The following is a 19,544-nucleotide window of genomic DNA, read 5'->3' as shown; positions in this document are numbered from 1 at the left end:
GGTACCGCTGTATCAGCTCAGCGAGGTGATCAGGTCCACATACTGTTGCTTGGCCTCGTCGGCACCCGTGCCCTTGAGCTTTTCCCACGCGTCCCACTTGGCACGGCCCACCATGTCGGAGAAGCTGGGCTTCTTCTCGGTGTTGTCGCCGGCGGTGGCTTGCTTGTACAGCGCGTAGATCTTGAGCAGCGTGGCGTTGTCGGGACGCTCGCTCAGGTTCTTGGAATTGGCCACGGCGGCTTCGAAGGTGGCGTTGAGGTCGGCCATGTCGGTGTGCTCCTTGAGATCTTTGGGGGGAGGGAAAGAACGGTGTCGGCAAGGGTTTGCTGCGTTGTATCTTACGGGCTGAGCACAGTCTGGGACCGCTCAATCCATAGAGGCAAGTCCCCAAAAATCAAACAACAGGTGTACATCCGATGGTGACCCGCATTCCAGCCCCCAGCAAAGCCACTCCGGGCAAAGGCTCCAGCCCCCTGCGCACGATGCGCAACCAGGCCCCCGAGGTGGCGCGCAAGGCCGCCCAGGCCCTGCCCCCCGCAGCCCGCAAGGCCGCCACCGTGGTGCAGAAGAACGTGCGCCGCGCTGCCACCGGCATGCTGGGCCTGTCGGGCGAACGCATGACCAAGGTCGACACCGCCTGGCTGCGCATGGATTCGCACAGCAACCTGATGATGATCAACGGCGTGTGGACCTTGTCGCCCGGCATCACCTGGGAGGCCCTGTGCGACCGCGTGCAGCAGCGCCTGCTGCAGTACCCGCGCTTTCGCCAGCGCGTGGTGGAAGACGCAGCGGGCGCCACCTGGGTGGAGGACCGCAACTTCGACATCGCCGCGCATGTGCTGCGCGAGAAGCTGCCCCACCGACAAGGCCACAGCATGCAGCGCGCCCTGCAAGACCGTGTGGGTGAACTCGCCATGCAGCCGCTCGATACCCGGCGGCCGCTGTGGCAAATGCACCTGATCGAAGATTTTGTGGGTGACGACGGCCAGCCCGGCAGCGCGCTCATCGTGCGCATCCACCACTGCATTGCGGACGGCATTGCGCTGATCTCGGTGACCATGTCCATCGTGGACGGCGGCGCCGAACCGCCCAAGCGCACCCGCAAAGAGCGCGAGCAGGCTGCCACGGCCGAGGACTGGATTGCGGACGCGCTCATCAAGCCCTTTACCGACATGACGGTGAAGGCGCTGGATCTGGCCGGTGACGGCGCAGCCAAGTCGTTCAAGATGCTGAGCGACCCCGAGAAGACCATGCACCATGGGCTGGCTGGCACCATGGACATGGCACGCGTGGCCTACCAGTTGGTGAGCGATGCCGCTGCCCTGGCGCTGATGCCCGACGACTCACCCACGCGCCTGAAGGGCCAGCCCGGCAGTGCCAAGCGCGTGGCTTGGTGCCCGCCCATCCCGCTGGAAGAAGTCAAGGCCATCGGCAAGGCGCTCAACTGCTCCATCAACGATGTGCTGCTGTCGTGCGTGGCGGGCGCCATCGGCGGCTACCTGCGCAGCCAGGGCGACGACCCCACGGGGCAGGAGATCCGTGCCATGATCCCGGTCAATCTGCGCCCCATGGAAGAGGCCTGGAAGCTGGGCAACCGCTTTGGGCTGGTGCCGCTGGTGCTGCCGATTGGCGTGGCCAACCCCGTCGAGCGCGTGTACGAAGTGCGCAAGCGCATGAACGCGCTCAAGGGCAGCACCCAGCCCATCCTGGCGTTTGCAATGCTGGCCGTGGCTGGCCTGATGATCAAGCCCGCGCAGGATGCGCTGCTCAACCTGTTCGGCCGCAAGACCACGGCGGTGATGACCAACGTGCCCGGGCCCAAGGAGCAGCTGACACTGTGCGGCTCACGCGTCACCCAGTGCATGTTCTGGGTGCCGCAGTCGGGCGACATTGGCCTCGGTGTCTCCATCCTGAGCTACGGTGGTGGTGTGCAGTTTGGCGTGATCACGGACACCACGCTCTGCCCCGAGCCGCAGCAGATCATCGACGCGTTTGCGCCCGAGTTTGACCAGCTGTCGCTGCTCACGCTGATGCTGCCCTGGGGCGAGTGAAACGGGGAGCCTCGGTGGTGCTGAGGGCGCGCTTGGTGGACCTTGCCGGGGTGCTGGTGGCCCTGGTCTGCGCGGGCGCCGCCCATGCCGCCGTCACAGAAGAACATATCCAACAGCCCTACCCCGTGCGCGCCCTGCCCGGCGAGACCCTGCGAAAAGCGCTGAACGCCGCCACGCCCATCACCGTCGATGGCCAGCGCTTTCACGGCTACACCCGCTGGAACGTGCGCTGGACCTTTCGCTGGTGGCGCGAGGCATCGGGCCGCTGCGCCATCACCGAGGTGACCACCCGGCTGCGCACCGAAGTGCAATTGCCCGAATTGCGCAGTGGCACGCCCGCCCAGCAGGCGTTTTTCGACCAGTACCTGCGCGCCTTGTCGCACCACGAAGAGGGCCATGTGCGGTTCGGGCGCGATGCGGCGCAAGCGATTGACCAAGGCATTGCCGCCCTACCTGCCGCGCCGGACTGCGCCACGCTGGAGCGCCAGGCCAACGCGCTGGGGCACCGCTTGCTGCGAGAACATGCCGAGCGCGAGAAGCAGTACGACCGCGACACGCGGCACGGCGCATCGCAAGGCGCCAGGCTGGAGTGAAAGGCCGGGTCCATCAACAAGCGTACAGGCTTGTGCGCTAACCCCGCACCGCGCTGCGAAAAGCCGCCGACAACGCTGTCAGCGCATCGCGCGGGCGGCCGTCGTGGGTGCGTGTGTGCAGCAGCACCGGCAGGCGCGGCAGCTCAGGCAGCCCCAGGCGGGCACCCACATCCACCGCCCCCAGCGGCAGCATGCGCGGCGCCAGTGCCGCCACGCCCAGCCCGGCCATCACGGCGGCCGCCACGGCAGCAACGCCTCCACCCACAAACACCTCGGCCCAGGCGATGCCCGCAGTGTCCAGCGCCTGCCCCGCCATCGCCCGCACACCGCAGGGCTCGGCCAGCGTGGCCAGGGGCAAGGGCTCGCCCGCACGGTGCTGCCAGCCGGGGGCTGCGAACCACCCGAAGGGCTCCTCGGCCAGCAGTTCGCCATCGCTGCGGCCCACGTGCATGCGGGCCAGTACGGCATCCAGCTCACGCCGGTCGTAGTTTTGCAGCAGGTCGCCCGACGAGCCGATGCGGATCTCGATGAGCAGCTGTGGGTCTTGCTGGTTCATGCGGGCGATCAGCGCGGGCAGCTCCGGCCCGGCCACATGGTCGCTGATGCCGATGGTCAGGCGCTGGCGGGCCTGAGCGAACGTGGCCAGCGCGCGGTCGTGCGCGGCCAGCAGTTCACGCGCATGCTCCAGAAATGCCGCGCCCCGGGCCGACAGCTGCACGTGGCGCGGCGTGCGCTCGATGAGGCGACAGCCCAGCCGGTCCTCCAGCCGCTTGAGCTTCAGGCTCATCGCGGCCTGCGCCGTGCCCATGGCTTCGGCTGCGCGCGTGAAGCTACCCAGCTCGGCAATGCGCACAAAGGCTTCGACGGCATCCAGATCCAGGGATCGCTCAACCATTTGAATTTGATATTTCTGAAATAGATATCCATAGCATATTCATATGGATAGGATTTCGCCAGCATCTTGTTCAGAAAGGATCTTGCGATGCCCCTCATCCACATTGCCATGCGCGCCGGCAAGCCTGCGGCCTACCGGCAGGCGATCTTTGACACGCTGTACCGCGCCTTGCGCGAGACCTTCAACGTGCCCGAGGACGACCAGTTCATGACCATCACCGAGCACGACGCCTCCAACTTCCGCTACAGCCCCACCTACCTGGGCGTGGCCCGCAGCGACGACGTGGTGTTCATCCAGATCACCGCCAACAACACGCGCGGCATGGAGCAGAAAAAGGCGCTGTTTTCGCGCACCACGCAGCTGCTGGGCGAGAACCCAGGCCTGCGGCCCGAGGACGTGTTCATCAACATCGTCGAGGTGGCCAAGGAGAACTGGTCCTTCGGCCACGGCCTGGCGCAGTACGCGTGAGGTGATGCGCAGCTCCGGGCAGGCAGGCTATGCGGCCAGGCCCGCCAGCAGGCGCTCAACACTGCCCAGCACCGCCTTCACCGGCTCGCCCATCTGCACACGCACGATGGCGCCCTCCACCACCAGGGTCACGGCCTGCGCGGTCTGCGCCCGGTGGGCGCCGGGGGGCAGCAGGGTGGTCAGAAGGTCCGTCATCTCCCGCTTGTGGCGCTGTGCAATCTCCATCACCTCCGGCACCGTGCCGCCCAGCTCGCCCACGCTGTTGATGAAGGCGCAGCCCCGGAAGTCATCGCGGCCAAACCATTCGGCCAGCGTGGCCACCACCGCATTCAGGCCGGATGCACCACCACGCTTTCCACCCCCATGGCGCTCCAGGGACGCAGAAAACCATGCGATCCAGCCCGCATGGCGGTATTCAAGGTAGGCGCAGATGAGATCGTTTTTGCTGGGGAAATGCCGGTAGAACGTGACCTTGGTGACCCCCGACTCGGCGATCACGCGGTCGATGCCCGTGGCACGGATACCGTCGCGGTAAAACAGCGCGTGCGCAGTCTGGAGCAGGCGGTCGCGGGCAGGCAGGTCTTTCCAGTCAGAAGGCGGCAGGGGAATCATGTGGGCATTGTAGACAAGTCTGTCTACATTTCGCTATGATGCGATGTAGACAGACTTGTCTACCAATTCCTCTTGAACCACAACCCCAAGGTGCTGCCCATGGAAACCCGTCCGCCTCTTCCCCCCTTCTCCTTGCAAACCGCCATCCAGAAAGTGCGCCTGGCCGAAGACGGCTGGAACTCGCGCGACCCGGCGCGCGTGGCCTTGGCCTACACCGAGGACACCCGCTGGCGCAACCGGGCTGAGTTTCCCGTGGGCCGCGAGGCCGCCCGGCAGCTGCTGGAGCGCAAGTGGGCGCGCGAGCTGGACTACCGCCTCATCAAAGAGCTCTGGGCGTTCAGCGGCCACCGCATCGCCGTGCGGTTCGCCTACGAATGGCATGACGACGCGGGCCAGTGGTACCGCAGCTATGGCAACGAGAACTGGGAGTTCAACGATGCGGGCCTGATGGCTGTGCGCCACGCGAGCATCAACGACCGGCCCATCAACGCGGCGGACCGGCTGTTCTTTTGGCCGCTCGGGCGTCGGCCGGACGACCATGCGGGGCTGAGCGATCTGGGACTGTGAGCCCCAGACCGTGGGCTGCGCGCAGGACACCCGCAGCGCAGCCAGCCATCCGCCCCCTGCACCATCAGGTTACCGAGCAGGTAAAGCTCTCCGCCTTGCTCACGTCACCCGTGCCGTTGTAGCGCGGGAACTTGGGGTACTCGCACACCGGGCGCTGGGCCACTGGCGTGGTGGTGCCGGGTGCGAACTTGGTGGCCACCAGCTTGTCGGGCGCCGTGCCTTTTTCCACCCAGGCGTCCATGGCGGCCAGCAGGTCGATGGAGCGGGGCTCGGTGCCCGCGCCGTCCAGGTCATGCCCGTTGGAGGGCGAGGTGACCATGCGCGCAAAGCTCTGCACCTTGCTGGCGCCCAGGCGCTGCTTCACCGTGTCGAGGTACTCCACCGTGCGGTACATCGACACGCAGGTGTCGCCCGCGCCGTACCAGATCAGCAGCTTGCCGCCGTTGTCGGCAAAGGGAGCAATTTCCGGGTCGGTGCCGTCGATCATCTCGGCCAGGCGGCTGTACTGCGCCTGGTACTGCGTGGGGTCGTGGCTCAGGATGTTGGCGTTGGGGTTGCCCTCCACCAGGCGCGCAGCCGCCGTCACGGCCATGTGGTTGAACGAATCGGGGGCATCGAAGCTGGTGCCGAACATGTACGACTGCCAATCGGACGTGGACGCGCCGCCCCGGCCAAAGCGCGGATAGCCCACCGCGCCGCGCGACAGGGTCACGGGCGTCTTGTGGTCGCTGTAGATGAGGCGGATGGACTCGATCTGCCCGGCTGTGAGGCAGCTGTCGCTGTCCGCGCCCTGGCACAGCAGCTCGGTGGGCACGTAGTTGCAGGCCTCGACGTTGCCGATGATGCCGTCCTTCAGACCGTCCAGCCCGTCGCACGCGGCCGTCTCGGCCTTGGCGTAGAGCGCGATCTTGGCGGGGCTCATCCAGTTCTCGCGGCTCTTGAAGATGTGGCGCAGCACCGTGGGGCCGAGGTTGACCTGGTGCGCCTGCTGGGCGATGGCGGGCTCCATGGCCACCACGCCGTCGTAGTCCTTGGGGTACTTCTGCGTGGAGATCAGACCTGAGCGCCCGCCGTTGGAATGGCCCATGTGGTAGCGCCGCACGGGACGCTTGCCGTAGAACTCGGTGGCGATGGCGGTGCCCACCTCCAGCACAAAATGGTTGGCGTCGAACGCATGGTTGCGCAGCGCCACATCGCTCTTGCCCCAGGCAAAACCCTGGATCTGGTGGCCGGAGTCGGAGCTGATCTTCACATACGGATTGGCCGATGGGCCCACCAGCTGCTGGTACCACGGATCGTCGGTGGGGATAAATCCGTCGAAGCCGCCACCGCCGATGGTCAGCGTCTTGCTGTTCCATTGCGCCAGCGTGGGCAGTTCCACCGCCCAGTTGATGGTGGAGTCGGGCGAGGACACGATCTGCCCGCGCACGATGCACACGTCGGGCAACGTGCCCTCGGCCTTGCGCAGCTCGGTGCGCGTGAGCTTGGCGCCATGGGGCAAGGTGGTTGACGTGTAGGCAGCGCAAGCTTCTGCCAGGGGCTTGCTGGCCAGGGGCGCAGGGGCATCGCTGCCACCGCCGCAGGCCGTCAGCGCCAGGGTGGCTGCGGCGCCCAGGCCGCTCAGCGCACGCGCGGGCCATCGGCCCAAGGGTGCCGCGAGTGCGATGCGACGGGGTTGCGCCACGGCGGCGCGGGTGGGGTGCGGGAACATGCGGAAAGTCTCCTGTGGTGTGTTGTTCTCAGGAGCCCAGCTTGCGGCGGCAGCGCCACCGCAGTCTCTGGGACTCCGGTGCGGACGATAGAAAAAGAAGCTGCCGCTGCGGCCTCTGCAAATGCAGAGGGAGCGGGAAACTACCGAGCCCGCACAGCGGCGGGCCACCGCCCTACGCGTTGCGCAGCGCCGACACCAGCTCCAGCTTGTTGCGCACACCCAGCGCTGCGTAAGCGGTGCGCAGGTAGGTGCGCACCGTGGCGGGCGTGAGGCCCAGCGTGGCGGCAATGTCCTTGTGCGACTGCCCCTGGGCGTACAGCATGGCCACGCTCAGCTCGCGCGGGGCCAGCGCCTGCTTGTGCTGGCGCGATGCGATGCTCAGCGCCACCAGCGGGCCGCAGGGCTCCAGCCGCAGGCGGCAGGCCTTGCCCAGCACCAGGTTGCAAGGAGCGCCGGGCAGCGCCTGCACCACGGCCGGGGGCAGGTGGGTGCCCGCCCATTCCGGGTAGGCCGCGCGCAAGGCCTGGCTGATGCGTAAGCCCGCAAACAGCAGCTCGCCCGTGGGCTGGGCCAGCGCAAAGCTGTCCCACGGGCGGAGTGGCGAATCGCTTTGCAACCGCTGCAGCCGGTGGTGCCAGTGCTGCAGCAGGTGCAGCACAAACTCGCCAAACAGCACGGTTTCGGCATCGGTGAATTCGCTGCGTGTGGGCGTCCGGTAGACCGAGACAAAAAACAGCAGTCCGCTGTGCGGCAGCTCGGCCGTGAGGGCCATGCAGTGGTACAGGCCGTGCCGCTCTGCGAAGGCCATCACCTGCGGGTCTTCAGGTGGCGCGCCGACCAGGTCGCGCTCGCGGATCACCTCGCCCAGGTGGCGCATGGAATGCTTCGCAAAATCGTCCGCAGCGGACAAGGCGTTCCACTCGTCGGCAAAACCCCGGGCCAGGCCGATGCTGCCGTGCAGCCAGTTGCGCGGCGCGGCCTGCACCTCCTGCGCGCCGCCCCCTGCGCCAGACTCGCCTGCCGACACCTCGCCCCACCACGCCGAATCAAAAGGCACCAGCCCGCGCAGCGTCTGCAGCGCCTGGTGCAGCAGGTCCTGCGGCGGCGCGTGCTGGGCCTGTTCAGCCAGCTGGAGCAGGCTGCGGCTGAGCGCGCGCAGGGGATCTGCTTGCTGCGCTTGCGCTGCCACGTGTGCCACGCTGGGCGGCCTCATGGGCCAGCGTGTTCTGCTGCGTGCGGGATGGGGGGTGTGCGGGGGCGTGGCGCCATGGGGTCTCCTGGTTTTTGGGAACGATGGTAGCCGCCATGCGCCAGCGGCTCCCTCGTAAAAACCAGGCCCCATGGACCTGAAATACTATATTTTTTATAGCTACTTGCGCTTTCTGGATAAGCGCCAGGTGCATTTTTCACCAAGTATTCAAGAAACCAGCCCCTCCACCGCCTGGAACATCGACTGCCGCGCCTGGCTGATGATCTGCCCCTTCCAGGCATCGGTGTCGGTGTAGAAGGCCGCCAGCATTTGTGCCTTGATCTGGGCGGCCTTGTCGGCGGGCGTGTCGGGGTGCAGGTTGAGCCACTGCTCGGCACGGATGGCGTTCATCACGTCGAGCACGGGCACCGTGCCGTACTCCATGGCGATGCCGGTGTACTCTGCATGCGGGCATTCGTCGTAGATCGAGGTCCACATCAGGCCGGTGAGGAAGGCCGAGGTGGACGAGCCGTCATAAATGGACGTGACCGGCGTGGCGCCGCCGCCGTCCCACCAGGCCCGCGCGCGGGCCACGGCCACGTCGTCGTCATTGCCCGCATAGATGCGTTCGCCATGGCCGCTGGGGCCCAGACCGGTGTGCAGGTCGATCCAGGCAATGTGCGACGCACCTGCACCGTGCTGGCGCAGCACCTGGCGCAGCGTGCGGTTGCTCCAGGTGGGCTCGGTGCCGCCAAAGAAGACCCCTTGCGGAAACTCATGCTGGCCTTGCGAGATGGCGGCCTGCCATGCCGCTTCGCCCTTGGTGGCGATGTACAGCTCCACAGCGGCCACGTTGTCGGGGCCAGGTGGCCACTGCTCGGGCAGCAGCAGGGGCTGCACCTCTCGGTAGGCAGTGTTCACGGGCAGGGGCCTTGAAAAGTTCTGGAAGTTGCGGTTCAGGTCCACGTTTTCGTGGGTGAAGCGGCGCACGTGCGAAAAGCCATACGGGTTGAGCGCATGGATATAGAGCGTGGCCACACCGGCGTCGCGCGCCTTCGCACGCCACTCGGCGTCGTGCAGTGCAAACACCTGCACGCCGCTGCCGCAATAGCCTTCGACGCCATGGCAGGCACTGCTCACGATGAGCAGCTTCTTGGCATCCGCCGGGCCGTCGCGCACCACGTCCATGGCCAGGTCTTCACCATCGCGGCCCTTCAAGGGGTGGGCATGTGACTCGATGGGCAGGCCTGCGGCGGCGGCCGCCTCCAGAAACTTTGTGCGCGCCTTTGCGTAACTGGGCGAAAACGCGTCAACGAGACCGATCATGGACAGGGACTTTCAGACGGGGGTGGAAACAAAACACCCCGGCGCGCGCGATGGGCGCCCAGGGCGGGTATGGCTCGGATCTATGTGTCAGGCGGCGTCAGCAGGCTGGGCCAGCCACTCCTCGGCCAGCTTGACCCAGTAGGTGGCGCCCAGCGGGATCAGGTCGTCGTTGAAGTCGTAGCTCGGGTTGTGCAGCATGCAAGGCCCGCCGCCGTGGCCCATCTCGCGGTGCGCGCCGTCGCCGTTGGCGATGAAGCAGTACGCACCGGGCTTGGCCTGCAGCATGTAGGCGAAGTCTTCGGCGCCCATGGTGGGCTCCTGGGGCAGCACACGCTCCTCCCCCACGATGCCCGCCATCACCTTGCGGGCAAACTCGGCCTCGGCGGGCGAGTTGATGGTGGGCGGGTAGTTGCGCACAAACTCGAACTCGCAGGTGGCGTCGTGTGCGGCGCAGGTGTGCTCGGCAATCTGGCGCATGCGCTTCTCGATCAGGTCCAGCACTTCCACGGTGAAGGTGCGCACCGTGCCCTGCAGTTCGACGCTGTCGGGCACCACATTGGTGGCCTCGCCCGCATGGATCATGGTGACCGAGATCACGCCCGCGTCCACCGGCTTTTTGTTGCGACTGATGATGGTCTGGAAGGTCTGCACCATGCCGCAGGCGATCGGCACCGGGTCGATGCCTGTGTGCGGCAGGGCCGCATGGCCGCCTTTGCCGCGCAGGGTGATCTTGAATTCGCTGGTCGATGCCATGACCGGGCCGGGGCTGACGGCAAAGGTGCCCACAGGCATGCCAGGCCAGTTGTGCATGCCGTACACGGCCTCCATGGGGAACTGCTCGAACAGGCCGTCTTCGATCATCACGCGGGCGCCGCCGCCGCCTTCTTCGGCGGGCTGGAAGATCAGGTACACAGTGCCGTCAAAGTTGCGGTGCCTGGCAAAGTGCTGGGCCGCTGCCAGCAGCATGGCCACATGGCCGTCGTGCCCGCAAGCGTGCATCTTGCCGGCGTGCTTGCTGGCGTGCGCAAACGTGTTGAACTCCTGCATGGGCAGTGCGTCCATGTCGGCGCGCAGGCCAATCGCGCGGCCGTTGGCGCCCCCGTCGCGCCCCTTCACGATGCCCACCACGCCCGTGGTGCCCATGCCGCGATGGATGGGAATGCCCCATTCGGTAAGCTTTTGCGCCACCACGTCGGCGGTGCGCACCTCTTCAAAGCAGAGTTCGGGGTGGGCGTGAATATCCCGGCGCACCGCTGCAATACTGGCCGCCTGGGTGACGATGGAGTCGATAACGTTCATGATATGTGTCCTTACGATCTCACAGTCTAGCCCGCTGACCACCCCTTGCGCCACCCCGGGTTTATTTGCACTGCAACATGACACTCTCCCCCCACGCCCTCGAACTCGCGCAAACCCTGGTGCGCATGAACACCGTCAGCCACCACTCCAACCTGGAGCTGATCCATTTCATCCGCGACCACCTGGCCAGGCTGGGCGTGAAAAGCCGACTGACCTTCAACGAGGACAAGACCAAGGCCAACCTGTTCGCCACGCTGGGCGAAGGCAAGCCGGCGGGCGTGATCCTCTCGGGCCACACCGACACGGTGCCGTGGGACGGGCAGGACTGGACCATGGACCCACTGAGCGCTCTGGTCAAGGACGGCAACCTGTACGGGCGCGGCAGCGCCGACATGAAGGCCTTCATTGGCATTGCGGTCTCGCACGCCGAGCAATTCCTGAACAGCGACGCGCCCTTCGCCATCCACCTGGCCTTCAGCTATGAAGAAGAGATCGGCTGCTTTGGCGTAAAAGAGCTCATCGCCGACCTGCGCGATGCCAACATCAAGCCCCTGGCCTGCATCGTGGGCGAGCCCACCAGCATGGTGCCCGCCATCGCACACAAGGGCGTGTACCGCTACAAGTGCTGCGTGCGCGGCAAGGAGGCGCATTCGTCCCTCACGCCGCATTCGGTCAACGCCATCGAGATGGCCGCCCGCGTGGTGGGCCGGGTGCGCGACATGGCGGAAGACTTTGAAAAGAACGAGCCCCGTTTTGAGGGCTTTGACGTGCCGTTCTCGACCACCAGCGTGGGCCAGTTCCACGGCGGCATTGCCGACAACGTGGTGCCGCGCGACGCCGAGTTCCGCTACGAATTCCGCGACCTGCCCACGGCCAACGCCGCGCAGATGCAGTCCGAGGTGGTGGCCTACGCCAAGTCGCTGGAGCCTGCGATGAAGAAGGTGGCGCCCGCAGCAGGCTTTGAATTCGAGACCATCTGCGAGATTCCGAGTTTTCTGGGCAGCAAGGACGACCCGGTCACGCGCCTGGCGCATGAGCTGAGCGGCGAAAAGAACACCACGCTGGTGGCCTTTGGCACCGAGGCGGGCCTGTTCAAGAACGCGGGCATCTCCACCGTGGTGTGTGGCCCCGGCAGCATCCAGCAGGCCCACCAGCCCGACGAATACGTGAGCCTGGAGCAACTGGCGCGCTGCGAGGCCTTCATGCAAGGACTGGCGCGCACACGCACACTGGGCTGATCGCCTTGCAGATAGATGCCGCAGAGCCCTCCGCCGGGGCCTGCGGCGCTGCAGTCAGGTCCTCACGCGGCCGTCGCCCGTCAGCATGGACATCTCGACAAACTTCGATGCCGCATGGCTCGTAGCGCTGTAGGTGACCGGAAAGCCCGAAATCACCTGGCTGCCCAGCGACTCAATGCCGGTGATCAGGCTCTCGCGGGTGGGCCTTCCGCTGCCCTGGGCCTGGCGCAGGCCTTCAGTGAAGATGCGGGCGGCCAGAAAACCCTCCATGCTGGAGTAGTTGGCCTGCACCTTGTCGCCGCCCTTCTTGATGGCCTCCAGAAACTCGCGGGTAATCTGGCGCGACGGCTGATAGGGCGAAGGTACGACCTGCGACACCACCACACCGGCGCCATCCTTGCCCAGCTCGTCGGCCAGCGCCTGCGTGCCCACGAAAGACACGTTGTAGAACGTGCCGCCAAAGCCCGCCTTGCGCGCTGCGCGCACGAAGGATGCGGCCGAGGCATAGGCAGTGATCTGCACCACGGCATCCGGCTTGGCCGGCACCAGCTTGTCCACAGCCGCTTTCACGTCGGTCGAATTGCGCTCCACCGTGGCAGTGGCCACAGGCGAGAGCTTGAGTTCGGTCAGCGCCTTCGCCACGCCATCGAGCCCGGCCTTGCCGTAGGCGTCGTTCTGGTAGAACACCGCAATCTTCTTGAGGCCGAGGTTGGTGAGCTGGCGCACGATGAGTGCGGTTTCGTCGTAGTACGAGGCGCGCACATGGAAGATCAGCCGGTTGAACGGCTGGCGCAGCGCCTCGGCCCCCGTGAAGGGGCCAAAGAATGGCACTTTTTCCTTGGTGAAGATAGGCATCGCCGCCAGGCTGGTGGGCGTGCCGATGTAACCAAACAGGGCGAACACGTCTTCGGCAATGAGCTTGCGGGTGTTCTCGGCGCAGCGGTCGGGCTCGTAGCCATCGTCCATCGTGCGGATTTCCACCGTGCGCTTGCCCACGCCACCCTGCGCATTGAGCTGGTCGAAAAAGAGCTTGGCACCCAGGTTGAACTGCACGCCCAGCTGCGCGGCGGGGCCCGTGAAGGCAGCAGACTGGCCCAGCACAATCCGGCCTTCACTTTGCGCGTGTGCCAGCTGGAAGCCCCCCAGCGCTGCAGTGCCCAGGCCCACGGAAAACTGTCTACGACCCAATACCGGTTGGTTCATGGTGAAATCTCTGCTCTTGTGAATCGAGGGCGATCCCTCTGCGCTGCCGGTAGGCAGCCTCCTTGGAAGGGTGGCTAGATATGCACAACCGTTCCAACCCTGATTGCCAGTTTAACGATCAACCTACCAAATGCCCACGTCTTCTGCTGCAAATCCCCCTCTATCTGTACCGACTCAGGTGCGCGGCGCCTGCCCCCACGACTGCCCGGACACCTGCGCCCTGTTGACGACTGTAGAGAACGGCGTGGCCACCCGCGTACAGGGCAACCCCGCTCACCCGCACACCGACGGCGTGCTGTGCGCCAAGGTGAGCAAGTACACCGAGCGCAGCTACCACCCCGAGCGCGTGCTCACGCCGCTCAAGCGCACGGGCGCCAAGGGGGCCGGCCAGTTCGCGCCCGTGACCTGGGACGAGGCGCTGAGCGACATCGCCCAGCGCCTGCAGGCCATCGCCGCGCGCGCGCCCGAAGCCATCCTGCCCTACAGCTACGCGGGCACCATGGGCATGGTGCAGGGCGAGAGCATGGACCGCCGCTTCTTCCACAAGCTGGGTGCCTCGCAACTGGACCGCACCATCTGCGCATCGGCCGGCGCCGAGGCCTTGGTGCAGACCCTGGGCGGCAAGGTGGGCATGAAGGTGGAGTTCTTTGCCGAATCGCAGCTCATCCTGATCTGGGGCAGCAACTCCATCGGCAGCAACCTGCACTTCTGGCGCTATGCCCAGCAGGCCAAGCGCAATGGCGCCAAGCTGGTGTGCATCGACCCGCGCAAGAGCGAGACGGCCGACAAATGCCACGAGCACATTGCCCTGCGCCCCGGCACCGATGCCGCACTGGCGCTGGCGCTGATGCACGAGCTGATCGTGAACGACTGGCTGGACCACGACTACATCGAGCGCCACACGCTGGGCTGGGAGCCATTGCGCGAGCGCGCCCTGCAATGGCCGCCCGAGCGCGCGGCCGAGGTGTGCGGTATTCCGGCGGAACAGATCCGCCAGCTGGCCAAGGACTACGGCACGACGAAGCCCGCCGCCATCCGCCTGAACTACGGCATGCAGCGTGTGCGTGGCGGCGGCAATGCGGTGCGCGCCGTGGCCTGCCTGCCTGCGCTCACGGGCGCCTGGCGCCACCGCGCGGGCGGCGTGCTGCTGTCCAGCTCGGGCCAGTTCCCCGCGCAGCGCGCCGTGCTGCAGCGACCCGACCTGATGCCGGCCCAGATACCGCGCACCATCAACATGTCCACCATTGGCGACGACCTGCTGCGCGAGGCCTCGCCCGCGTTCGGCCCGAAGGTGGAGGCCGTCGTGGTCTACAACAGCAATCCCGTGGCCGTGGCGCCTGACTCCAGCAAAGTGGTGCAAGGCTTTGCCCGCGAAGACTTGTTCACGGTGGTGCTGGAGCACTTCAAGACCGACACGGCCGACTACGCCGACTACATCCTGCCCGCGACCACGCAGCTGGAGCATTGGGATGTGCACCTCAGCTACGGCCACACCGACGTGCTGCTCAACCGCCCCGCGATCGCACCGCAGGGCCAGGCCCGCAGCAACGCACAGATCTTCCGCGACCTGGCGGCGCGCATGGCCTTTGCCGAGCCCTGTTTTGCCGAGAGCGACGAGGCCCTGTGCCGCCAGGCGTTTGGCGACGCAGTGGACTACGCACTGCTCGAAAGCCAAGGCTTTGCCACGCTGGCGCTGCCCGATGCGCCGTTCGCCGAAGGCAACTTCCCATCACCCTCTGGAAAGTGCGAGTTCTACAGCGCCCGCCTGGCCGCGCAGGGCCTGGACGGCCTGCCCGACCACCTGCCCAACTACGAACTGCAGGGCACGGACGCCCGCTACCCGCTGGCCATGATCTCGCCGCCCGCGCGCAACTTCTTGAACTCCACCTTCGTGAACGTGCAGAGCCTGCGCAACATCGAAGGCCGCCCGGTGCTGGAGATCCACCCCGACGATGCCGAAGCACGTGGCATTGCCAACGACGCCGTGGTGCGCGTGTTCAACGACCGGGGCAGCTACCTGTGCCACGCCACCGTGTCGCGCCGCGCACGGCCCGGGGTTGTGAATGGCCTGGGCATCTGGTGGCGCAAGTTGGGGCTGAACGGCACCAACGTGAACGAGGTCACCAGCCAGGCCCTCACGGACTTGGGCCGCGCGCCGACGTTTTATGACTGCCTGGTGGAGGTGGAAGCCAGCACCGTGGAAACGCCGACGTTGGCATCTGTGTGATCGCATTCATCTGTGCAACCGAGTCGATATCAATTTGATAGCATTCAGCGCATATTCCACTGGCGCTACAGGCCAATCCAACTAAAAATCCCCCTCAGTGTGCGTGCGAAGCGTTCGTTGACGGGGCGGCGCCCTCTTCACCCACGCCCCCCGGCGTCAGTGCCAGAAAGTGGTGCACTACCGGCCGCTCCGGTCCGACATGGAAACGCAATGCCTCCGCTTGCAGGTCGGCATCGGCCTTGGACACGCGGTGGTGCTGGCGCAGATGCTCGGCCCACGATTCGACCAGGAACCACTCGATGACCCGGCCCGGCTCGCCCGTGTGTTCGGCCACGCCCCAGGCGTAGGCGCCGTCGCGGCGGCGCTCTTGGGACAGGTGCTGCATGGCCTGCAGGAAGGCGGGCAGGTCGGGCTTGGCGATGCGGTATTCGATCTGCACCATCACCGGGCCCCGGTCGTGCGCCACGGGCTCCGCCAGCAGGGGCTCGGGCCAGTGGTTCGAGGGCTGCAGGTCGGCCTCGCCGGTAGGCAGCTTCACGCGGTGAAAGATAAGCGACGCCACGACCAGGCCGGCCGCGCCCATCAGCAGCGTGACCGGCAAGCCGGCCTGCCCTGCGATGAGGCCCCAGCCCAGGCTGCCGGCGGCCATCGCACCGTTGAATACCATGAGGTAGATGGCCAGGCCTCGGCCGCGCACCCAGTTGGGCAGCACGGCCTGGGCCACGCCGTTGAGGGTGGTCAGCGCGATGATCCAGCCCAGGCCCAGCACCAGCATCAGCGCCACAGCGGCCCACTGGGGCGGGGCCACGGTCAGCACGCCCATGACGGCCGCGGTCAGCAGCGAGGCCAGCAGCACCAGGCCGTCGGTGTCGAGCCGTTTGCGCAAGCGGGGCAGCAGCACGGCGCCCAGGATGGCGCCCGCGCCCACGGCGCCCAGCATCACGCCGTAAAAGCCTGCCGAGCCGCCCAGCATGCGGCGCGCCACCAGCGGCAGCAGCGCCCAGACTGAGCTGGCGAACAGGAAGAACACGGCCGCGCGCAGCAGCACCACATGCAGCTCGCGGCTGGCGCGAGCGTAGCGCACGCCGGCGCGGAAGGCGCCGAAGAACTGCTCGTTCAGGCCTGAGGCCTCGGCCTTGGGGCGCTTCCACCACAGCAGCGCGGCGATCACGAACACATAGCTCAGCACGTCCAGGCCGTAGGCCATGGCCGCGCCGAAGCTGGCCAGCAGCAGGCCGCCCGCCGCCGGGCCGACGGCGCGTGCGATGTTGATGCCCAGCGAGTTGAGCGCCACGGCGCTCCTGAGCTCGCTGCGCGGCACCAGCTCGGGCACGATGGACTGCCAGGTGGGGCCCATGAGCGCGGCACCGATGCCGCCCACAAAGGTCAGGGCCACCAGCCACTCCACCGTCAGCGTGTGGGTGTTGGCCAGGATGAGCAGCGTTCCGCTGACAGCCGCCAGCAGCACCTGCACCCCGATGAGGAAGCGGCGGCGGTCCAGGATGTCCGACAGCACGCCCGCAGGGATGGCGAGCAGAAAGACGGGCAGCGTGGCGGCCGTCTGGATCAGCGCGACCGCGGTGGGGCTGGACGAGAGCTCGGTCACCATCCAGGCGCTGGCCACGTCGCGCATGAAGCTGCCGATGTTGCCCAGCACCGTGGCGGTCCACAGCACCGCAAAGACGGGAATGGCCAGCGGCGCAAAGCTGCCCGGTGCGGTGGTGGTGTCGGGTTTGGTTGGGCGGTGATCAGACATGGCGGCCTCCGAGGTCGTGCCAGGCGACGAGCAGCATGCCGCCCACCAGGCCCCAGTGTTCAAAAAATGCGTTGGCGCTGCGCTGCCGCTCGGCGGGCGGCGCGGCCCAGAAGCGGTCTGCCAGCAAGGCGGCCAGCGCCGTGAAGCCCGCCAGGGCGAGCGCCCCCAGCCAGCGGTACCAGCCCGACAGGATGAGCGCCGAGGCCGAAAGCTGCAGCACCAGCGTGGCGGCAGCGATGGGCGCGGCGGGGGCCAGGCCGAGCGAGCGCACCTCGGCCACGGCGCCCGCAAAGTTGCGGGCCTTGCCGATGCCGCCCTGCAGGTACGCGGCGCACAGGCACAGCAGCGCCAGCGTCTGCACCCAGGGCGCGGTACCGGCGTTTTGCAATGCGTGCTGCACCGTCACACCGCCCAGCAGGCGCAGCCGAGCGCACCCCAAAAGCCCTGCAGGTCGGACACGGGGAGCTTGCTGCTCCAGGCCGTGGCATGGGCGTGGCCGTGCAGGTTGCAGTTGCTCGCACAGCCGCAGTTCGCCGCCGCGTTGCGCAGCACGGCCTGCAGCGGCGCACCGTCTGGCCCTCCCTGAGCGCCCCAGGCGCCGTAGCCGCCAAAGGTGCGCACGGGCGACCAGTCGGGCATGGCGGGCGGCGGGGCCGCGTCGTCGAAGCGCACGAAGTCGCCCACGCCATAGACCACCTTGCCGCCCACGACGGTGAGCAGGGCCGTGGTGTCGGCGATGTCGGACTCGGGGCAGGCAAAGAAGTCGCGATCGGGCACGACGAGGTCGGCCAGCTGGCCCGCCTCGATGCGGCCCTTCTTGCCCTGCTCGTTGCTGAACCAGGTGACGTTCTCGGTCCACATGCGCAGGGCCTGGTCGCGGGTGAGGCAGTTGCGCTGCGGCGTGAGCTGCAGGCCGCCCACCGTCTTGCCGGTGACGAGCCAGGACAGCGACACCCAGGGGTTGTAGCTGGCCACGCGGGTGGCGTCGGTGCCGGCGGACACATTGACGCCCTTTGCCAGCATGCGCTTGACCGGGGGCGTGGCCTCGGCCGCGGCGGCACCGTAGCGCTCGACGAAGTACTCGCCCTGGTAGGCCATGCGGTGCTGCACGGCCACGCCGCCGCCCAGGGCGGCGATGCGGTCGATGGACTTTTCCGAAATGGTCTCGGCGTAGTCGAAGAACCAGTTCAGGCCAGCCAGCGGTGTGTCCTGGTTGACCTTTTCAAACACGTTGAGCGCGCGCTCGATGGTCTCATCGTAGGTGGCGTGCATGCGCCAGGGCCAGCGGTTCTGCGCAAGGATGCGCACCACCTCTTCCAGCTCGCCTTCCATGCCGGGCGCGAGCTCAGGCTGGGGCTGGCGGAAGTCCTCGAAGTCAGCGGCGGAGAACACCAGCATCTCGCCCGCGCCGTTGTGGCGAAAGTAGTCCGTGCCCTGCTTCTAGTGCGAGGTGGCCGTCCAGTTCAGGAAGTCTTCCTTCTCGTGCTGGGGCTTTTGTGTGAACAGGTTGTAGGCCAGGCGGATGGTGAGCTGGTCGGCATCGGCCAGCTCCTGGATCACGTCGTAGTCATCCGGGTAGTTCTGCATGCCGCCGCCCGCGTCGATGGCACCGGTCACGCCCAGTCGGTTGAGCTCGCGCATGAAGTGGCGCGTGGAGCTGACCTGGTAGGCGTGCGGCAGCTTGGGGCCCTTGGCCAGCGTGGCATACAGGATGGCCGCATTGGGCTTGGCCAGCAGCAGGCCCGTGGGGTTGCCCGCGCTGTCGCGCACGATCTCGCCACCGGGTGGCGCGGGCGTGTCCTTGCCATAGCCCACGGCGCGCAGCGCGGCGCCGTTGAGCAATGCGCGGTCGTACAGGTGCAGGATGAACACGGGCGTGTCCGGCGCCACGGCGTTCAGCTCGGCCAGTGTGGGCAGGCGCTTTTCCGCAAACTGGTGCTCGGTGAAGCCGCCCACCACGCGCACCCACTGCAGCGCGGGCGTCACCGCTACCTGGGCTTTGAGCATGGCCATGGCGTCGGCCAGGCTCTTCACGCCGTCCCACCGCAGCTCCATGTTGAAGTTGAGGCCGCCGCGGATGATGTGCAGGTGGTTGTCGATGAGCCCCGGCAGCACACTGCGCCCGCCCAGGTCGATGACCCGCGTACCCGCACCGGCCAGCGCCATCACTTCGCGGTCGTCACCGACCTTGGTAAAGCGCCCTTGCGCAATGGCGACCGCACTGGCCGTGGGATTGGCGCGGTCCAGCGTGGTGAAGCGGCCGTTGCGCAGGATGAGGTCGGGAGTGGTGGCAGGTTGGTTCATGTCTTGGGGCTCAGAGAATTTCAGCAATGGCAGAGCGCAAAAAGGGTGCAGTGGCCGTAGCGAGCGGCCCTAGCCTGCATCGAGGACCGCAGCCGTACAAGCGTA

16 protein-coding genes and 1 pseudogene are annotated in these 19,544 nt (G+C 66.9%); 6 read left to right on the top strand and 11 right to left on the bottom strand.

Translation table 11 applies throughout. The features are described from left to right. Positions 1 to 12: 12 nt before the first annotated feature. Entirely contained in the window at positions 13 to 267 is a 255-nt protein-coding gene (locus tag C8C94_RS21075; RefSeq protein WP_055397012.1) for an acyl-CoA-binding protein, read from the bottom strand. Between the two features lie 149 nt (positions 268 to 416). Here C8C94_RS21075 and C8C94_RS21070 point away from each other — a divergent pair, with 149 nt between their 5' ends. Both C8C94_RS21070 and C8C94_RS21065 read left to right on the top strand, forming a co-directional pair. Further along, positions 417 to 2,051 (top strand): wax ester/triacylglycerol synthase family O-acyltransferase, encoded by a 1,635-nt coding sequence (locus C8C94_RS21070; RefSeq protein ID WP_121422087.1) that lies wholly within the window; start codon positions 417 to 419, stop codon positions 2,049 to 2,051. Next, positions 2,048 to 2,644 (top strand): DUF922 domain-containing Zn-dependent protease, encoded by a 597-nt coding sequence (locus tag C8C94_RS21065; protein ID WP_233573537.1) that lies wholly within the window; start codon positions 2,048 to 2,050, stop codon positions 2,642 to 2,644. The genes C8C94_RS21070 and C8C94_RS21065 overlap by 4 nt, the downstream gene beginning before the upstream one ends. Positions 2,645 to 2,681: 37 nt before the next feature. Here the strand turns inward: C8C94_RS21065 and C8C94_RS21060 are convergent, their stop codons facing one another. After that, complete coding sequence (locus tag C8C94_RS21060) at positions 2,682 to 3,539, bottom strand: LysR family transcriptional regulator (RefSeq protein ID WP_121422086.1); 858 nt, start codon at positions 3,537 to 3,539, stop codon at positions 2,682 to 2,684. An 87-nt stretch (positions 3,540 to 3,626) separates the two neighbouring features. Here C8C94_RS21060 and C8C94_RS21055 point away from each other — a divergent pair, with 87 nt between their 5' ends. Then, positions 3,627 to 4,007, top strand: a complete 381-nt coding sequence (locus C8C94_RS21055; protein ID WP_121422085.1) for a tautomerase family protein — start codon at positions 3,627 to 3,629, stop codon at positions 4,005 to 4,007. Positions 4,008 to 4,034: 27 nt separating this feature from the next. Here the strand turns inward: C8C94_RS21055 and C8C94_RS21050 are convergent, their stop codons facing one another. Next, positions 4,035 to 4,619, bottom strand: a complete 585-nt coding sequence (locus C8C94_RS21050; protein WP_121422084.1) for a TetR/AcrR family transcriptional regulator — start codon at positions 4,617 to 4,619, stop codon at positions 4,035 to 4,037. A 99-nt stretch (positions 4,620 to 4,718) separates the two neighbouring features. Here C8C94_RS21050 and C8C94_RS21045 point away from each other — a divergent pair, with 99 nt between their 5' ends. After that, positions 4,719 to 5,186: a nuclear transport factor 2 family protein gene (locus tag C8C94_RS21045; RefSeq protein WP_121423017.1), complete on the top strand. Its 468-nt coding sequence runs from the start codon at positions 4,719 to 4,721 to the stop codon at positions 5,184 to 5,186. 64 nt (positions 5,187 to 5,250) lie between these two features. Here the strand turns inward: C8C94_RS21045 and C8C94_RS21040 are convergent, their stop codons facing one another. The 4 genes from C8C94_RS21040 to C8C94_RS21025 all read right to left on the bottom strand — a co-directional run bounded on the left by C8C94_RS21040 (position 5,251) and on the right by C8C94_RS21025 (position 10,711). Continuing rightward, positions 5,251 to 6,897: a tannase/feruloyl esterase family alpha/beta hydrolase gene (locus C8C94_RS21040; RefSeq protein ID WP_121422083.1), complete on the bottom strand. Its 1,647-nt coding sequence runs from the start codon at positions 6,895 to 6,897 to the stop codon at positions 5,251 to 5,253. Positions 6,898 to 7,069: 172 nt separating this feature from the next. Then, the gene (locus C8C94_RS21035; RefSeq protein WP_121422082.1) at positions 7,070 to 8,110 is read right to left on the bottom strand and encodes a LuxR C-terminal-related transcriptional regulator; all 1,041 of its coding nucleotides are present in this window, start codon (positions 8,108 to 8,110) and stop codon (positions 7,070 to 7,072) included. 204 nt (positions 8,111 to 8,314) lie between these two features. Continuing rightward, complete coding sequence (locus C8C94_RS21030; RefSeq protein ID WP_121422081.1) at positions 8,315 to 9,412, bottom strand: M14 family metallopeptidase; 1,098 nt, start codon at positions 9,410 to 9,412, stop codon at positions 8,315 to 8,317. An 87-nt stretch (positions 9,413 to 9,499) separates the two neighbouring features. After that, the gene (locus C8C94_RS21025) at positions 9,500 to 10,711 is read right to left on the bottom strand and encodes a M20 aminoacylase family protein (RefSeq protein WP_121422080.1); all 1,212 of its coding nucleotides are present in this window, start codon (positions 10,709 to 10,711) and stop codon (positions 9,500 to 9,502) included. Positions 10,712 to 10,788: 77 nt separating this feature from the next. Between C8C94_RS21025 and argE the strand changes: the two genes are divergently transcribed. Further along, on the top strand, positions 10,789 to 11,949 hold the full coding sequence (gene argE, locus C8C94_RS21020; protein ID WP_121422079.1) for an acetylornithine deacetylase: 1,161 nt from the start codon (positions 10,789 to 10,791) through the stop codon (positions 11,947 to 11,949). Positions 11,950 to 12,003: 54 nt separating this feature from the next. Here the strand turns inward: argE and C8C94_RS21015 are convergent, their stop codons facing one another. Next, on the bottom strand, positions 12,004 to 13,152 hold the full coding sequence (locus tag C8C94_RS21015; RefSeq protein WP_121422078.1) for an ABC transporter substrate-binding protein: 1,149 nt from the start codon (positions 13,150 to 13,152) through the stop codon (positions 12,004 to 12,006). A 130-nt stretch (positions 13,153 to 13,282) separates the two neighbouring features. On the opposite strand from C8C94_RS21015, the gene C8C94_RS21010 reads away from it, so the two are divergent. Beyond that, entirely contained in the window at positions 13,283 to 15,379 is a 2,097-nt protein-coding gene (locus C8C94_RS21010; RefSeq protein WP_121422077.1) for a molybdopterin-dependent oxidoreductase, read from the top strand. 94 nt (positions 15,380 to 15,473) lie between these two features. Here C8C94_RS21010 and C8C94_RS21005 read toward each other — a convergent pair whose 3' ends face one another. From C8C94_RS21005 to C8C94_RS20995, 3 genes and pseudogenes are all read right to left on the bottom strand, one after another. After that, positions 15,474 to 17,135 (bottom strand): MFS transporter, encoded by a 1,662-nt coding sequence (locus C8C94_RS21005; RefSeq protein ID WP_121422076.1) that lies wholly within the window; start codon positions 17,133 to 17,135, stop codon positions 15,474 to 15,476. Beyond that, positions 17,128 to 17,541, bottom strand: coding sequence for a DoxX family protein (locus C8C94_RS21000; protein WP_370449753.1), 414 nt, complete (start codon positions 17,539 to 17,541; stop codon positions 17,128 to 17,130). The genes C8C94_RS21005 and C8C94_RS21000 overlap by 8 nt, the downstream gene beginning before the upstream one ends. After that, positions 17,538 to 19,439 (bottom strand): annotated as a pseudogene (locus C8C94_RS20995) (amidohydrolase). The gene C8C94_RS21000 and the pseudogene C8C94_RS20995 overlap by 4 nt, the downstream one beginning before the upstream one ends. Positions 19,440 to 19,544: the final 105 nt, after the last annotated feature.

This window comes from Acidovorax sp. 94, assembly GCF_003634645.1.
GTDB lineage: Bacteria > Pseudomonadota > Gammaproteobacteria > Burkholderiales > Burkholderiaceae_C > Acidovorax > Acidovorax facilis.
The sequence above is the reverse complement of the archived record's forward strand: the minus strand, read 5'-3'. Positions and strand labels throughout refer to the sequence as shown.

Coding starts and splice junctions, on each gene's coding strand:
- C8C94_RS21040 (WP_121422083.1), bottom strand. CDS start 6,897: ATGTTCCCGCACCCCACCCGCGCCGCCGTGGCGCAACCCCGTCGCATC.
- argE (WP_121422079.1), top strand. CDS start 10,789: ATGACACTCTCCCCCCACGCCCTCGAACTCGCGCAAACCCTGGTGCGC.
- C8C94_RS21045 (WP_121423017.1), top strand. CDS start 4,719: ATGGAAACCCGTCCGCCTCTTCCCCCCTTCTCCTTGCAAACCGCCATC.
- C8C94_RS21015 (WP_121422078.1), bottom strand. CDS start 13,152: ATGAACCAACCGGTATTGGGTCGTAGACAGTTTTCCGTGGGCCTGGGC.
- C8C94_RS21050 (WP_121422084.1), bottom strand. CDS start 4,619: ATGATTCCCCTGCCGCCTTCTGACTGGAAAGACCTGCCTGCCCGCGAC.
- C8C94_RS21070 (WP_121422087.1), top strand. CDS start 417: ATGGTGACCCGCATTCCAGCCCCCAGCAAAGCCACTCCGGGCAAAGGC.
- C8C94_RS21010 (WP_121422077.1), top strand. CDS start 13,283: ATGCCCACGTCTTCTGCTGCAAATCCCCCTCTATCTGTACCGACTCAG.
- C8C94_RS21030 (WP_121422081.1), bottom strand. CDS start 9,412: ATGATCGGTCTCGTTGACGCGTTTTCGCCCAGTTACGCAAAGGCGCGC.
- C8C94_RS21055 (WP_121422085.1), top strand. CDS start 3,627: ATGCCCCTCATCCACATTGCCATGCGCGCCGGCAAGCCTGCGGCCTAC.
- C8C94_RS21060 (WP_121422086.1), bottom strand. CDS start 3,539: ATGGTTGAGCGATCCCTGGATCTGGATGCCGTCGAAGCCTTTGTGCGC.
- C8C94_RS21025 (WP_121422080.1), bottom strand. CDS start 10,711: ATGAACGTTATCGACTCCATCGTCACCCAGGCGGCCAGTATTGCAGCG.
- C8C94_RS21075 (WP_055397012.1), bottom strand. CDS start 267: ATGGCCGACCTCAACGCCACCTTCGAAGCCGCCGTGGCCAATTCCAAG.
- C8C94_RS21035 (WP_121422082.1), bottom strand. CDS start 8,110: ATGAGGCCGCCCAGCGTGGCACACGTGGCAGCGCAAGCGCAGCAAGCA.
- C8C94_RS21005 (WP_121422076.1), bottom strand. CDS start 17,135: ATGTCTGATCACCGCCCAACCAAACCCGACACCACCACCGCACCGGGC.